Origin of the sequence: Pseudomonas sp. JV414, assembly GCF_032424305.1 — a bacterium.
GTDB classification, from domain to species: Bacteria; Pseudomonadota; Gammaproteobacteria; order Pseudomonadales; family Pseudomonadaceae; genus Aquipseudomonas; species Aquipseudomonas lini.
In genome coordinates, this window is the sequence record NZ_VYKC01000022.1 from 141,402 (window position 1) to 155,246 (window position 13,845).

The 13,845-nt window shown below is 59.3% G+C and carries 10 protein-coding genes and 4 tRNA genes; 8 read left to right on the plus strand and 6 right to left on the minus strand.

The window, feature by feature from the left end:
- Positions 1-14 precede the first annotated feature (14 nt).
- Together F6R97_RS24620 and F6R97_RS24625 are read right to left on the minus strand one after the other, a co-directional pair.
- The gene (locus F6R97_RS24620; RefSeq protein WP_038979736.1) at positions 15-3,485 is read right to left on the minus strand and encodes a PAS domain-containing hybrid sensor histidine kinase/response regulator; all 3,471 of its coding nucleotides are present in this window, start codon (positions 3,483-3,485) and stop codon (positions 15-17) included.
- Positions 3,486-3,708: 223 nt separating this feature from the next.
- Positions 3,709-4,248, minus strand: a complete 540-nt coding sequence (locus F6R97_RS24625; protein WP_315867222.1) for a TetR/AcrR family transcriptional regulator — start codon at positions 4,246-4,248, stop codon at positions 3,709-3,711.
- A 91-nt stretch (positions 4,249-4,339) separates the two neighbouring features.
- On the opposite strand from F6R97_RS24625, the gene F6R97_RS24630 reads away from it, so the two are divergent.
- The 4 genes from F6R97_RS24630 (at position 4,340) to F6R97_RS24645 (ending at position 9,115) form a co-directional block, all read left to right on the plus strand.
- The gene (locus F6R97_RS24630) at positions 4,340-5,533 is read left to right on the plus strand and encodes an MFS transporter (protein WP_315867223.1); all 1,194 of its coding nucleotides are present in this window, start codon (positions 4,340-4,342) and stop codon (positions 5,531-5,533) included.
- Between the two features lie 42 nt (positions 5,534-5,575).
- The gene (locus tag F6R97_RS24635; RefSeq protein WP_315867224.1) at positions 5,576-5,887 is read left to right on the plus strand and encodes a cupin; all 312 of its coding nucleotides are present in this window, start codon (positions 5,576-5,578) and stop codon (positions 5,885-5,887) included.
- A gap of 104 nt (positions 5,888-5,991) precedes the next feature.
- The gene (locus tag F6R97_RS24640; protein WP_050681345.1) at positions 5,992-7,143 is read left to right on the plus strand and encodes a TDT family transporter; all 1,152 of its coding nucleotides are present in this window, start codon (positions 5,992-5,994) and stop codon (positions 7,141-7,143) included.
- A gap of 97 nt (positions 7,144-7,240) precedes the next feature.
- Positions 7,241-9,115 carry an MFS transporter gene (locus F6R97_RS24645; RefSeq protein ID WP_315867225.1) on the plus strand — a complete coding sequence of 625 codons (1,875 nt, stop codon included), beginning with the start codon at positions 7,241-7,243 and terminating at the stop codon, positions 9,113-9,115.
- Positions 9,116-9,211: 96 nt separating this feature from the next.
- On the opposite strand, the gene sugE is transcribed toward F6R97_RS24645, so the two are convergent.
- The 3 genes from sugE to rdgC form a co-directional block, all read right to left on the minus strand.
- Positions 9,212-9,526 carry a quaternary ammonium compound efflux SMR transporter SugE gene (gene sugE / locus F6R97_RS24650; protein ID WP_038979745.1) on the minus strand — a complete coding sequence of 105 codons (315 nt, stop codon included), beginning with the start codon at positions 9,524-9,526 and terminating at the stop codon, positions 9,212-9,214.
- A gap of 119 nt (positions 9,527-9,645) precedes the next feature.
- Entirely contained in the window at positions 9,646-10,611 is a 966-nt protein-coding gene (locus tag F6R97_RS24655) for a bile acid:sodium symporter family protein (RefSeq protein ID WP_315867226.1), read from the minus strand.
- 176 nt (positions 10,612-10,787) lie between these two features.
- Complete coding sequence (gene rdgC / locus F6R97_RS24660) at positions 10,788-11,708, minus strand: recombination-associated protein RdgC (RefSeq protein ID WP_038979747.1); 921 nt, start codon at positions 11,706-11,708, stop codon at positions 10,788-10,790.
- A 160-nt stretch (positions 11,709-11,868) separates the two neighbouring features.
- Between rdgC and F6R97_RS24665 the strand changes: the two genes are divergently transcribed.
- From F6R97_RS24665 to F6R97_RS24680, 4 genes are all read left to right on the plus strand, one after another.
- Positions 11,869-11,944: transfer RNA gene (locus tag F6R97_RS24665), tRNA-Val, on the plus strand.
- An 18-nt stretch (positions 11,945-11,962) separates the two neighbouring features.
- Positions 11,963-12,039, plus strand: a tRNA-Asp gene (locus tag F6R97_RS24670).
- A 199-nt stretch (positions 12,040-12,238) separates the two neighbouring features.
- Positions 12,239-12,314, plus strand: a tRNA-Val gene (locus F6R97_RS24675).
- Positions 12,315-12,333: 19 nt separating this feature from the next.
- Positions 12,334-12,410: transfer RNA gene (locus tag F6R97_RS24680), tRNA-Asp, on the plus strand.
- 298 nt (positions 12,411-12,708) lie between these two features.
- On the opposite strand, the gene F6R97_RS24685 is transcribed toward F6R97_RS24680, so the two are convergent.
- A complete protein-coding gene (locus F6R97_RS24685) occupies positions 12,709-13,845 on the minus strand; it encodes a catalase family protein (RefSeq protein WP_315867227.1) in 1,137 nt (378 codons plus the stop codon).

Sequence of the window (13,845 nt, forward strand, 5' to 3'; positions counted from 1 at the left end):
CCTCAATCATCACCCTACAACGGCAAATGCCGACTCAACAACGCCCGCAACGCCGCAGGTTTCACTGGTTTGGCCAGGTAATCCAGGCCTGCTGCATGCACTTGGGCCACCGTCTCCGGCCGTCCATCTGCACTGATCACCACCCCCGGCACCGGCTCGCCCAGTTGCGTGCGCAACCACGCCATCAATTCGGTCCCGGTCTCGCCATCGTCCAAGTGATAATCCACCAGCGCCAATTGCGGACGCATCCCGTCACCGAGCAGCGTCGCGCATTCCTCACGGTTGCGCGCGGTCCAGACCTGGCAACCCCAGCGCGTGAGCAAACTGTTCATGCCGATCAGGATGCTGTCTTCGTTATCAATACACAGGACCTGCGCGCCGCTGAGCATATGGCCATTGAGTTCGGCAACGTTGGCCGGCGTCGCGGTTTGTACCCGAGCCAGCGGCACGCTGACACTGAACACGCTGCCGCGACCCGGCCAGGAACGCACGCGCAAGGTGTGACCCAACACGCGACACAGCCCATCTGCAATCGCCAGACCCAAGCCCAGACCTTTCTCGGCTCGGGTCTGGTGGCTGTCGAGGCGTTTGAACTCTTCGAAAATCACCTGCAGTTTGTCTTCCGGAATGCCCGGTCCACGGTCCCAGACCTCCAGACACAGCTCACCATTGCGCCGCCGAACGCCGAGCAGCACCGGGCCTTTGGCGTAGCGGAAGGCATTGGTCAGGAAGTTCTGCAAAATCCGTCGCAGCAGTTTGATGTCACTGTCGACCCGTAACGCGCTGCCCCGAACACGGAATTTCAGCCCCTGTTCCTGCGCCAGTGCCTTGAATTCGGCGCCCAGCGTATGGAATAAATCATTGAGTTCGAAGGGCTTGCGGTCAGGGTTGATCTTGCCGTTTTCCAGACGGGAAATGTCCAGCAGGTCGCTGATCAGGTCCTCGGCCGAGCGCAGTGAACTGTCCAGGTGATGAACCAGTTTCCGGGCTTCACTGGATAAACTGTCTTCCTGATGGGTGAGGGCAGCAGAGAACAGCCGCGCAGCATTCAGCGGTTGCATCAAGTCATGGCTGACGGCGGTCAGGAAACGGGTTTTCGACTGGTTGGCCGATTCGGCGGTGCCCTTGGCTTCGGTCAGGGCGACGTTGAGTTGCGACAGCTCGTGGGTCCGTTCGGTGACCCGTTGCTCAAGGCCCTCGTTCGCTTCGGTCAGCGCCTGCTCGGCCTCGCGGAACGCGGTGATGTCGGTGAAGCTCATGACGAAACCGCCACCGGGCATCGGGTTACCGATCAGCTCGATCACTCGACCATTGGGGAACAATCGCTCGGAGGTATGGGCGCGGCCCTGGCGCATCCAGTGCAAGCGGCGGGCGACATGCACTTCCGCTTCGCCGGGCCCGCACAGACCGCGCTCGGCGTTGTAGCGAATGATGTCGGCAATCGGCCGGCCAACGCTGATCAAACCGTCGGGGTAGTTGAATAATTCAAGGTAGCGCCGGTTCCAGGCCACCAGTTTCAGCGACTGGTCGACCACGCTGATGCCCTGGGTGATGTTCTCGATGGCGCCTTGCAGCAGGGCACGGTTGAACTGCAGCACTTCCGAGGTTTCGTCGGCGATCCGCACGACATCCTCGAGTTGCATTTCCCGACCTTCAATGGCGGCTTTTACCACCGCCCGGGTCGAAGATGCGCCGAGTACACCGGCCAGCAAGCGTTCGGTATGGGCGATCCATTCACCGTCGGCGTTCTGGGTCGGGTTGAAGCCTTTGCCCTGACGGTAGGCGAAACGGAGGAAACTCTGACGAGCCCGCTCCTCGCCGACAAAACGGGCGGCCAGTTGCTGCAAGTCGTTGATCTGTACCGCCAGCATCGAGCGGGCGTTGGGTCGGGCGCTGATCTCCTGGCCGATGAAGCGGCCGGCCTGCCAGTGCTCCGAAACCCGTGTGCGTGACAATAGCGAGACCCAGGTGAACAAGGTGAAGTTGCCCGCCAGGGACAGCACCACGCCTTGAGTCAGTGGCGTGATCGGCAGGTTCAACGGGTTGCCTTGCAGCCAGGCCAGTCCCGGAAAACTGCTCAGGGGCAAACCGAGACTTTTGGCGGCGATCGGCAACACCAGGGTGTAGAACCAGAGGAAGGTCCCAGCGGCCAGCCCGGCGAACACCCCTCGACGGTTAGCCTGTTTCCAATACAGCGCGCCGAGCATGGCCGGGGCCAGTTGGGTCACGGCGGCGAAGGCGATCTGGCCGATGGTCGCCAGGCTCGCGGTGGAGCCCAGCAGTCGATAACTGACGTAGGCCAGCAGCAGAATGACCACGATGCTCACCCGCCGCACCGAAAGCATCCACTGGCGGAACACTTCGAACGGCCGCTCGGCGTTGTTGCGCCGCAGCAACCATGGCAGCAGCAGGTCATTGGAAAGCATGGTCGACAGCGCCACGCTGGCCACGATCACCATACCGGTCGCCGCCGAAGCACCGCCGATAAACGCCAGCATCGCCAAGGCAGGGTGAGATTCGGCCAGAGGCAGGCTGATGACGAATGAGTCCGGCAGCACTGAGCTGGGCAGCAACATCTGACCGGCCAGCGCGATAGGCACGACAAACAACGCCGCCAGCGCCAGATAGGCCGGGAACACCCACTTGGCCAGGCGCAGATCCTGAGGGTCGATGTTTTCCACCACGGTCACGTGGAACTGCCGGGGCAGGCAGATGATCGCCATCATCGCCACGCCGGTTTGCACCACCATGGACGGCCAGTTGATGGTTTCTTTCCAGTACTCTTCGAGGCGCGGGGCGAGCATGGCCTGGTCGAACAGGTCGTCGAAACCGTCGTACAGGCCGTAGGTCACGAACGCGCCGACCGCGAGAAAAGCGAACAGTTTGACCAGTGATTCAAAGGCGATCGCCAACACCATGCCGCGGTGGTGTTCCGTGGCATCGAGGTTGCGGGTACCGAAAACGATGGTGAACAGCGCCAGTACCAGCGACACGATCAGCGCCGTGTCTTGCGCGCGTGTGCCCATGGCGTCAGCGCCGGCGCCGATCAGCAGGTTCACGCCCAGCACGATGCCCTTGAGTTGCAGGGCGATATAGGGCAACACGCCGACCAGGCAGATCAGCGCCACCACCACCGCCAGCGACTGGGATTTGCCGTAGCGGGCGGCGATGAAGTCGGCGATGGAGGTGATGTTCTCTTGTTTGCTGATCATCACCATTTTTTGCAGGACCCACGGCGCGCACACCAGCAGCAGGATCGGCCCGAGGTAGATCGGCAGGAATGACCAGAGTTGTTCGGCCGCTTGGCCCACGGCGCCAAAGAATGTCCAACTGGTGCAATAAACGGCCAGCGACAGGCTGTACACCCAGGCACGCACCCGTGGCGGCAACGGCGCGCTGCGCCGGTCACCGTAAAAGGCGATAGCGAACAGGATGGCCATATAGGCCAGGGCGACGGTGGCGATCAGCCCGATGGACAGCGACATGGGAACTCCAGACAAAAGACATCCGGGACTCCGCCCGGTCAGGACAGTCTCGCATGACCGCCGGAGTTAGTCAGTGTCGACCAAGGTCGTGGCGTGGTGGGGTGTCGCAGGTTGGGAGTCAGTTGGATTTTTGGTGTGCTTTCGGGCCTCTTCGCGGGCAAGCCTCGCTCCCGCAAAGGTTACGCAATACCTGTAGGAGCGAGGCTTGCCCGCGAAGGCGGTCTCACTGACTCAACGCAATATCAATCAACCGATGCAACTCTTCAACCTCCAGCGCCTGCGTCGCAAACAGGATGCGAAACACCGTCGGCGCCACCACCATATTGATCAGTCGATCGACACTCGGCTTCGGCTGCTCGGGATAGCGATCCAGAATCGTCTGCAACTGCCCGCCAATGATCGTCACGCAATAGCCCGGCGTGGCGCTGGATTGCACGTCACGCATCATGTTGCGCCCGGGCTCGGAACTCATTTCGTCCAGATATTGCTCCGCCCAGGCCCGCACGTCTCCGCGCAGGCTGCCGGTGTTGGCCGGTTCGCCGTCGGGGCGCATGCGGGCGAGGGCGACGTCGGCCAGTAGCACCGACAGATCACCCCAGCGCCGGTAAATGGTCGACGGCGTCACCCCGGCCCGGACAGCGATTTGCGGCACGGTCACGCTCGCGCGATCCTGTTCTTCGAGGAGCGCGCGAACTGCCGCATGAATCGACTCTTGCACCCTGGCGCTGCGGCCACCAGGACGTAAACCTTCTTTAATAGCCATATGGCGGACCTTAACACAAAGAATTTGCTTTAAGCGTTTGCCAGTAGCACACTCCGCAAAAGCAAAAAGTTAGCTTTTGCGGAGTGTGCTTATGTCCCGTCTAACGTCAAACCGTTCCAGCCTGTGGTTTCTGGCGATCACCTTACTCAGTTTTCTCGCCGCTTCCACCGCGCCAACGCCGTTGTATCACTTGTATCAAGAACACCTGCAGTTCTCGGCAGCGACCCTGACCCTGATTTTCGGGGTCTACGCCCTCAGCTTGCTGGCGGCGTTGCTCACGGTCGGTTCGCTTTCGGATTATCTGGGGCGCAAACCGGTGATTTTTACCGCCATATTGCTGAACATGCTGGCGATGTTGCTGTTTATCAGCGCCGACAGCGTTGCCTGGCTGATCAGTGCGCGGGTCCTGCAGGGTTTTGCCACGGGCATGGCCACCGCCGTTTTAAGTGCGGCGCTGCTGGACACCGACCGTCAGCAAGGGCCGATGGTCAACAGCGTCGCGCCGTTGCTGGGCATGGCGCTGGGTGCCATGGGCTGCGGCGTGTTGGCCGAGTTTGCACCGCTGCCGCTGCAATTGACCTATTGGGTGCTGTTCGCGCTGTTTGTGATGCAAGCGCTGTACGTCTGGCGCCTGCCGGAAAGCGTCACACGGCAATCGGGTGCCTGGGCCTCGCTGCACCCGACCTTGCATGTGCCGATTCAGGCGCGGCGTATGCTGTGGCGGGTGCTGCCGATAGATCTAGCGGTGTGGGCGCTCGGTGGTTTTTTCGCTTCTTTGGCACCGTCTCTGGTGCGGACCGCCACCGGGTCCACCTCGAATCTGATTGGCGGGGCTACGGTGGCCGTGTTGACAGTGACCGGTGCATTGATGATCTACACCTTGCGTAATCGGCCGGCCGACAAAGTCTTGCTGTTGGGCGCGAGCCTGCTGCCTGCGGGCGTTGCGCTGATTCTGCTGGCGGTACATAGCGCCAGCCTGCCGTTGTTCTTCTTCGGTACCCTGGTGGCGGGCGGCGGTTTTGGAGCGGGTTTCCTGGGGGCCTTGCGAAGCATCGTGCCGCTGGCCTTGCCTCATGAGCGGGCGGGTTTGATGTCGGCGTTTTATGTGCTCAGTTACCTGGCGTTCTGCTTGCCGTCGTTGCTGGCCGGCGGTCTGACGCGGACCTTTGGCCTCGTGGCAACCACCGATGGTTATGGCGCGGTGCTGATCATTCTGTCGCTTGGTGCGCTGGTCGGGTTGATGCGTGTGCCGACTGTCAAAGTCAGTGGCGTCGATGTTCGATGACCGTTAGCCTTTGAACTGCCATTCATTTCGACGGACCGACCCATGAAGATCATCCGCAGCAAATCCTTCATCGGTGACCGCGCCTGGGCGGCGCTGGACATCGCCAACATGAATGGCATCACCACCCGTTTGCACTGGACCGATCAGCCCTATAAATGGCACATCAACGATGGCCAGGAAGTGTTCGTGGTGCTCGATGGGCGGGTGCAGATGCGTTATCGCGAAGAAGGCCTGGAAAAGGAAACGCTACTCGAAGTCGGCGATATCTTTTATGCCTCGGTGGGCACCGAGCATGTGGCTCATCCGCTGGGTGTGGCGAGGATATTAGTGATCGAGAGGAAAGGTAGCGTCTGATACTTATCTGCAAAACAGATAACAGTTAGAGATATTACCCGTTATATCGATATTCGATTCGGATCTACCATGAACTCCACCTCACGAGAGGACAGGAGTTCACCATGACCTGCACCCATAGCGTTAAACCCGGTATCAAACCGTTCAGTCACTTGCATCACCCTCGAGAGGCCATCCGACAATTCACTCCCAACTGGTTCGCGGCGACCATGGGCACGGGTGTGTTGGCGCTGGCGCTTGCGCAATTGCCGGTGTCGAATCCCGGTCTGCATGCGTTTGCCGAAGGCCTGTGGCTGTTCAATATTGTCCTGTTTGTCTTGTTCACAGCCATGTATGCCGCCCGTTGGGTCATGTTCTTCGACGAGGCGCGGCGGATTTTCGGCCATTCCACGGTTTCGATGTTTTTCGGCACCATTCCCATGGGTCTTGCGACCATCATCAATGGCTTTCTGCTGTTCGGTTTGCCGCGCTGGGGTGATGGTGTGATTCATCTCGCCGAAGTGCTCTGGTGGCTCGACGTGGCGATGTCGCTGGCTTGCGGCGTACTGATTCCCTACATGATGTTCACCCGTCAAGAGCACAGCATCGACCAGATGACCGCCGTCTGGCTGTTGCCGGTGGTGGCAGCGGAAGTGGCGGCTGCCAGCGGTGGCTTGCTGGCGCCGTACTTGGCCGATGCTCATTCACAACTGGTGGTGTTGGTGACCAGCTACGTGCTCTGGGCCTTTTCCCTACCGGTAGCGTTCAGCATTCTGACCATCCTGTTGCTGCGCATGGCGTTGCATAAATTGCCCCACGAAAACATGGCCGCCTCTAGCTGGCTGGCCCTTGGGCCGATTGGCACCGGTGCGCTGGGCATGTTGCTGTTGGGCGCCGACGCGCCAGCGATCTTTGCCGCCAACGGTCTGCCGGGCATCGGAGAGATCGCCGCGGGGCTTGGCTTGGTGGCCGGCATCACGCTGTGGGGCTTCGGGCTCTGGTGGATGTTGATTGCGCTGTTGATCACCGTGCGTTACTTGCGCGCCGGTATCCCGTTCAACCTCGGCTGGTGGGGCTTCACTTTCCCGCTGGGGGTCTATTCACTGGCTACGCTGAAACTGGCCAGCACCTTGAGCCTGACGTTTTTCAGTGTCTTTGGTTGCCTGTTGGTGGCAATGCTGGCAGTGATGTGGCTGATAGTCGCCAAGCGTACGGTGCAGGGTGCGTGGCGAGGTGAGCTGTTTGTCTCGCCGTGCATTGCAGGATTAAAGAAATAACCGGCAAAGATTAGGTAATCTGTGGCCTGGATCGATGTCCGGCATCCAATAACAGTATCCGCGCCACTCTCCAGCCAAAATCAGGGACACATGGAAGATGAGTCACCCCTCACAATTCACCTTGCTTCGAACTCGCCGCTTCTTGCCGTTTTTTGTCACGCAGTCCCTCGGGGCCTTCAATGACAACATCTTCAAGCAGTCGCTGATCCTCGCCATTTTGTACAGGTTGACCATCGAGGGTGACCGTTCGATCTGGGTCAACTTGTGTGCGTTGCTGTTTATCTTGCCGTTTTTCCTGTTCTCGGCTTTGGCCGGGCAATTCGGGGAAAAGTTCGCCAAGGACGCACTGATCCGTCTGATCAAGCTCGGGGAAATCGTCATCATGGCGGTAGGGGCGGTCGGTTTCATGTTCGATCACCTGTCGTTGATGCTGGTGGCGCTGTTTGCCATGGGCACCCACTCGGCGCTATTCGGGCCGGTGAAGTACTCAATCCTGCCGCAGGCCTTGCGCGAAGAAGAATTGGTGGGCGGCAACGGTCTGGTGGAAATGGGCACTTTCCTGGCGATTCTCGCCGGGACGATTGGTGCCGGGATCATGATGTCCACCAGCAACTACGCGCCGGTCGTGTCCACGGCAATCATCGGGATCGCGGTACTCGGTTACCTGGCCAGCCGCAGCATTCCCCGGGCCGCGGCGGCATCGCCGGAAATGCGTTTGAACTGGAACATCTTCAGCCAATCCTGGGCCACCTTGAAGCTGGGCCTGGGGCAAACCCCTGCGGTATCGCGCTCGATCGTCGGTAACTCATGGTTCTGGTTTGTCGGGGCTATTTATCTGACGCAAATCCCGGCGTATGCCAAGGAATGGATGCACGGTGACGAGACCGTGGTGACGCTGATTCTTACGGTGTTCTCGGTCGGTATCGCACTGGGTTCGATGCTCTGCGAGAAACTCTCCGGGCGCAAAGTCGAGATCGGTCTGGTGCCGTTTGGCTCATTCGGTCTGACGGTGTTTGGCTTGCTGCTGTGGTGGCATTCAGGCGGGATTCCAGACAGCGTTGCCGGTCATGGCTGGATCGAAGTCCTGGGGTTTGGTCACGCCTGGCTGGTGTTGATCGACATACTCGGGCTCGGAATCTTCGGCGGTTTCTACATCGTGCCGCTGTATGCGCTGATCCAGTCGCGCACCGTCGAGAATGAGCGTGCCCGGGTGATCGCCGCCAACAACATCCTTAACGCCCTGTTCATGGTGGTCTCGGCCATTGTGTCGATCGTCTTGCTGAGCCTCGCCAAGTTGTCGATCCCGCAGCTGTTCCTGGTGGTGTCGCTGTTGAACATCGGCGTCAACACCTACATCTTCAAAATCGTCCCCGAGTTCAGCATGCGCTTCATGATCTGGCTGCTTGGCCATTCCATGTACCGCGTCGAGCATCGCAATCTGGAGCTGATTCCCGATGAAGGCGCGGCATTGCTGGTTTGCAACCATGTGTCGTTCGTCGACGCGTTGCTGATTGGCGGCGCAGTGCGTCGGCCGATTCGCTTTGTGATGTATTACAAAATCTACAACCTGCCGGTCCTGAACTTCATCTTCCGCACGGCGGGGACGATTCCGATTGCCGGGCGTCAGGAAGACATTCAGATCTACGAAAAAGCCTTCACCCGCATCGCCCAGTATCTGAAGGACGGCGAGCTGGTGTGCATTTTCCCTGAAGGCAAGTTGACCGCCGATGGCGAGATCAATGAATTCAAGGGCGGGCTGACGCGGATTCTCGAAGAAACGCCGGTGCCGGTGATTCCGCTGGCATTGCAGGGGTTGTGGGGGAGTTTCTTCAGCCGTGATCCGGACAAGGGCGTGTTTCGTCGGCTGTGGTCGCGGGTGACTTTGGTGGCGGGGCCGGCGGTGGCCGTTGAAGCGGCTGAACCGGCGACATTGCAAGGTTTGGTGGGGGAGTTGCGTGGGGCCGTTAGATAGTCGGTGACTTTGCGGACCTCTTCGCGAGCAAGCCCGCTCCCACATTGGAATGCGGTCAAATGTGGGAGCGGGCTTGCTCGCGAAAGCGGTAGAGGCCTAAGCGCTAACCTTGAGCCCAACCAACCCGGCAATGATCAACGCCACACTCGCCAGCCTAAACAACGCCATGGATTCACCAAACAAAATGATCCCGGCGATCACCGTGCCCACCGCACCCACGCCAGTCCATACCGCATAGGCCGTGCCCAGCGGCAATTCCTTCATGGCAAGGCCCAGCAGGCCAAGGCTGATCGCCATGGCGGCAATGGTCAGTGCGGTAGGAAGAGGGCGGCTGAAACCGTCGGTGTATTTCAGGCCGACGGCCCAGCCGACTTCGAACAGGCCAGCGAAAAACAGAATGATCCAGGACATCAAAGACCTCCATCAATGGATGGGGTCGTCCCCGGATTAATCACTCGATCGAGCCGCGAGGTCGTCCCCGCATTGTGCAATAGAGTGCCCATCATTAATCCGAGGATCAAGTTTGCGGCTTAATCCGCTGTCTGCTGAGCAGCGAGTTGCCGGTCTTCTTTCTCGCTCATACGACGGAAATACGTCGAGAGCAGCGCCCCGGAAATGTTGTGCCAGACGCTGAACAACGCGCTTGGCACCGCCGCCAGCGGCGAGAAGTGCGCACTGGCCAAGGCCGCGCCCAGGCCGGAGTTCTGCATGCCGACTTCCAGTGCCAGGGATTTGCGCTGGGCCAGTGGCAGGTTGAACAGGCGCCCGGTGAAGTAACCCAGCAAGTAGCCGAAGCTGTTGTGCAACATCACCACGGCCATGATCAGCAGGCCGGATTCGGCAATCTTCGCCTGGCTGGCAGCCACCACGGCAGTGACGATGATCACGATGCTCACCACCGACACCAGTGGCAACACGTCTACCGCGTGACGTACCCGATCACCAAGCAAGCGCTGGGCAACTACACCGAGCACGATCGGCAGCAGCACGACTTGCAGGATCGACCAGAACAGCTCCATGAATGACACCGGCAACCAGGCCGAGGCCAGCAACCAGATCAGCGCCGGCGTCAGCAGCGGAGCGAGGAGGGTGGTGACGGCGGCAATGGCCACCGACAACGCCAGATCCCCGCGCGCCAGCCAGGTCATCACATTCGACGAGGTGCCGCTTGGACAGCAGCCGACCAGAATCACCCCGACGGCGATTTCCGGTGGCAGGTGGAAAACCTGGCAGAGCAACCACGCCACGCCGGGCATGATCACGAAATGGGCGACCACGCCCAGGGCCACGCGCCATGGATGACGAGCGACTTCGGCGAAGTCTTCGAGCTTGAGGGTCAGACCCATGCCGAACATCACCAGCCCCAGCAGCGGGACGATGGCGCCTTTCAAACCGATGAACCAGGCCGGTTGCAGAAACGCCACAACGGCGAAAATCAGTACCCAGTAAGCGAAGGTGTTGCCGACAAAACGACTCAATGCAGCCAGTGCGCGCATGGCCTGATCCTTGCTGAATAAGTGAGATTCCCTGTTTGGAAATCCAATCAATGTGGGAGCTGGCTTGCCTGCGATGGCGGTGTGTCAGACTACATTTAAGCCGTCTGACACACTGCCATCGCAGGCAAGCCAGCTCCCACATTTGATCCGGTTCCTTCAAGGGGAACCGGTTGTTGTTAGATACCCTGTGGCGTCTCTTCACCACCCAACGCTTCAACCATCGACGGCAGGAAGTCGCCGAAGGTCAGCATCATCAGGGTAAAGCTGGCATCCAGTTGGCCGAGGGCTTCGTCGCCACCGTCCTGTTCCGCCTGATCCTGCAGCAGGTCTTCGAACTTCAGGCGCTTGACCACCATTTTGTCGTCAAGCACGAACGACAGTTTGTCCTGCCAGGCCAGCGACAGTTGAGTGACCACTTTGCCGGTGCTCAGGTGCAACTGGATTTCTTCGCTGGTCAGGTCCTGACGCTTGCAGCGCACGATGCCGCCGTCTTCGTGTGTGTCGCGCAGTTCGCACTCGTCCAACACGAAGAAATCATCCGCGGCTTTCTGGGTGGTGACCCATTCGGTCATGGTGGCGGTTGGCGACATCTTCACCGTCAGCGGACGTACTGGCAGCGAGCCGATCACTTCGCGCAGGGTAGACAGCAGGTCTTCGGCACGTTTCGGGCTAGCCGAGTTAACCAGGATCAGGCCCTGTTTCGGCGCGATGGCGGCGAAGGTCGACGAGCGACGGATAAAGGCGCGGGGCAGGAAAGCCTGGATGATTTCATCCTTGATCTGGTCGCGTTCCTTTTTATAGACCTTGCGCATTTGTTCGGCTTCGATCTCTTCGACCTTTTCCTTCACCGCGTCACGTACGACGCTGCCCGGCAGAATGCGTTCTTCCTTACGAGCAGCGATCAGCAAGAAGTCGCCGCTGATGTGCACCAGCGGCGCGTCTTCGCCCTTACCGAATGGCGCGACGAAACCGTAGGTGGTCAACTCCTGGCTTGCACATGGACGCGCCAGTTTGGTGGCCAGTGCAGTTTCCAACGCCTCGGCATCAAAAGGCAGATCTTGGGTCAGGCGATAGATAAGCAGGTTTTTGAACCACATGGGGTGAGTCTCTCCTTTATACAAAGGGGGGCATTATTGTCTTCGTGGTGCCATAGGCCAACCCTTCTCTAAGCCTTTGGAAGGCCTGAGAAAATTAATTAAAAAAGTGCTTGCCAGAGGTTGGGTCGCTCCGTAGAATGCGCGCCACACCGAAAGTGAAGGGTGATTAGCTCAGCTGGGAGAGCGTCTGCCTTACAAGCAGAATGTCGGCGGTTCGATCCCGTCATCACCCACCATTCGTTTTAGTGTTACGCGCAGCGGTAGTTCAGTCGGTTAGAATACCGGCCTGTCACGCCGGGGGTCGCGGGTTCGAGTCCCGTCCGCTGCGCCATATTCGGTAACCTGGAACGCTGAACGCCAGGTCACCACGGAAAAGCCCGCTAACGCGGGTTTTTTTCTGTCTGTTGTTTGACTGTAGTTCCTGCAGGGTGTGTCGTTTTACTGGTTTTCAGATTTTTTTTGATTTTTTATCAATTAAATCAACACTTTATGAAAATCTGTGGCACAATGCGCCCCGCAACGAAGGTAAAGGGTGATTAGCTCAGCTGGGAGAGCGTCTGCCTTACAAGCAGAATGTCGGCGGTTCGATCCCGTCATCACCCACCACTTACTTTCAACGCTACGCGCAGCGGTAGTTCAGTCGGTTAGAATACCGGCCTGTCACGCCGGGGGTCGCGGGTTCGAGTCCCGTCCGCTGCGCCATATTCGGTATCTGGAACGCTGAACGCCAGATCACCACAGAAAGCCCGCTTAATGCGGGCTTTTTGCTGTCTGGGATTTGGCTTTGTGCTGGCCTTCCACTGAAAGATCGACCTGTTCGGGTAATACTAGTCAGTTACGCGAAATCCCTGTGGGAGCGGGCTTGCCCGCGATGACTGCAGCACATTCACCATTGATGTGTCAGAGAGGTCGCTATCGCGGGCAAGCCCGCTCCCACAGGTTCCGCGCGTAACTGACAGGCGTTGACCTGTTCGGATCTCGTTTTTCGTTTCTGCCTTGCCTATTGTTCGGCGTTACGACTGTGTCGGTAGTCGCTGATGGCCTCGTACACCGCTTTGCGCAACCGGTTGATCCCGCCAATCGGCCTATGGGCTTCAAGGCCGAACCATGGGTTGAACGACAGGTTGTCGCATTGCAGGTTCAGCGCCGGGGTGTCGAAATCCTGGGCAGGCAGTTTGATCCGGGCCACGGTTTCGAAGGGCGCGTCACTTTCGCTCCACTCGATACTGGTGTCTTCGATCGGCATGTACTTGCCCGCATCCTGGCGCTGAATCTGCAAGACGAAACACGCCGGCACCCGATCAGTCGACAGCTGCTGGTTCAGCGCACTGCGCAGGAAGTTCGGCAGGTTTTGATTTTGCGTGGGCAGCGCGTAGACCGGGCAGCTATCAGGATCTGGCATCACCCGGAATTTGGCGTTGGCGTCACTGAACTTGTATGGCGAAACCGAAAAGTAAGTGGTCTGCGTCGGGCTTGCTGGGGCAGGGGAGAGCGTCGCCAGCGCAATAAACAGATGGCGAACCTGCCAGGTGCGCGGGTCCCAGCCTGGGAAGAACGCCATCGCTTTTTTGCCGTCAGCCTGGGCGGCCACATTCTGACGATACTCGGCGACATCGCTGACAAAGAAGTTCGGATGGTTGAACATCACGAAATCCTGTTCGCTGTGTCCTTGTCGGTCACTCAGCAGCTGTTTACCAGGCACATCGAACAGTTTGATCGCCATGCCCCGGGCATCGCGGATGCTGTCGAACTGCGGATACGCATTGCCGTTGGACAGCCGCATCATTGCTTGCCAGGTTTTGCCCGGTTCGCTGAACACGCCTTGACGTAACTCCGTTGCCAGATCCGGCAGCACCTGAACCTCGGCCTTCACGCAGCCATGGGCCTTGGCATGGGCATCGCGCAGGTAGCGGGTGCTTTCACGGTGTTGATCGACGATACGCACGGCCGTCTGGATGATGTCCTGGGTCATTGCCGCTTCGCCGTCCGGAATCAATTCTTCAGCCGATACCGGGCCGCGATGTTGCCAGGTGGACCAGGCCATGAGCAGCGCCCAGCCGAGCAGACCCAGACCCAGCAACCACAGCAGGGTTTTGCCGAGGAAGGCGCCCAGGCGCAGCCAGAGAGTAATCAGCAT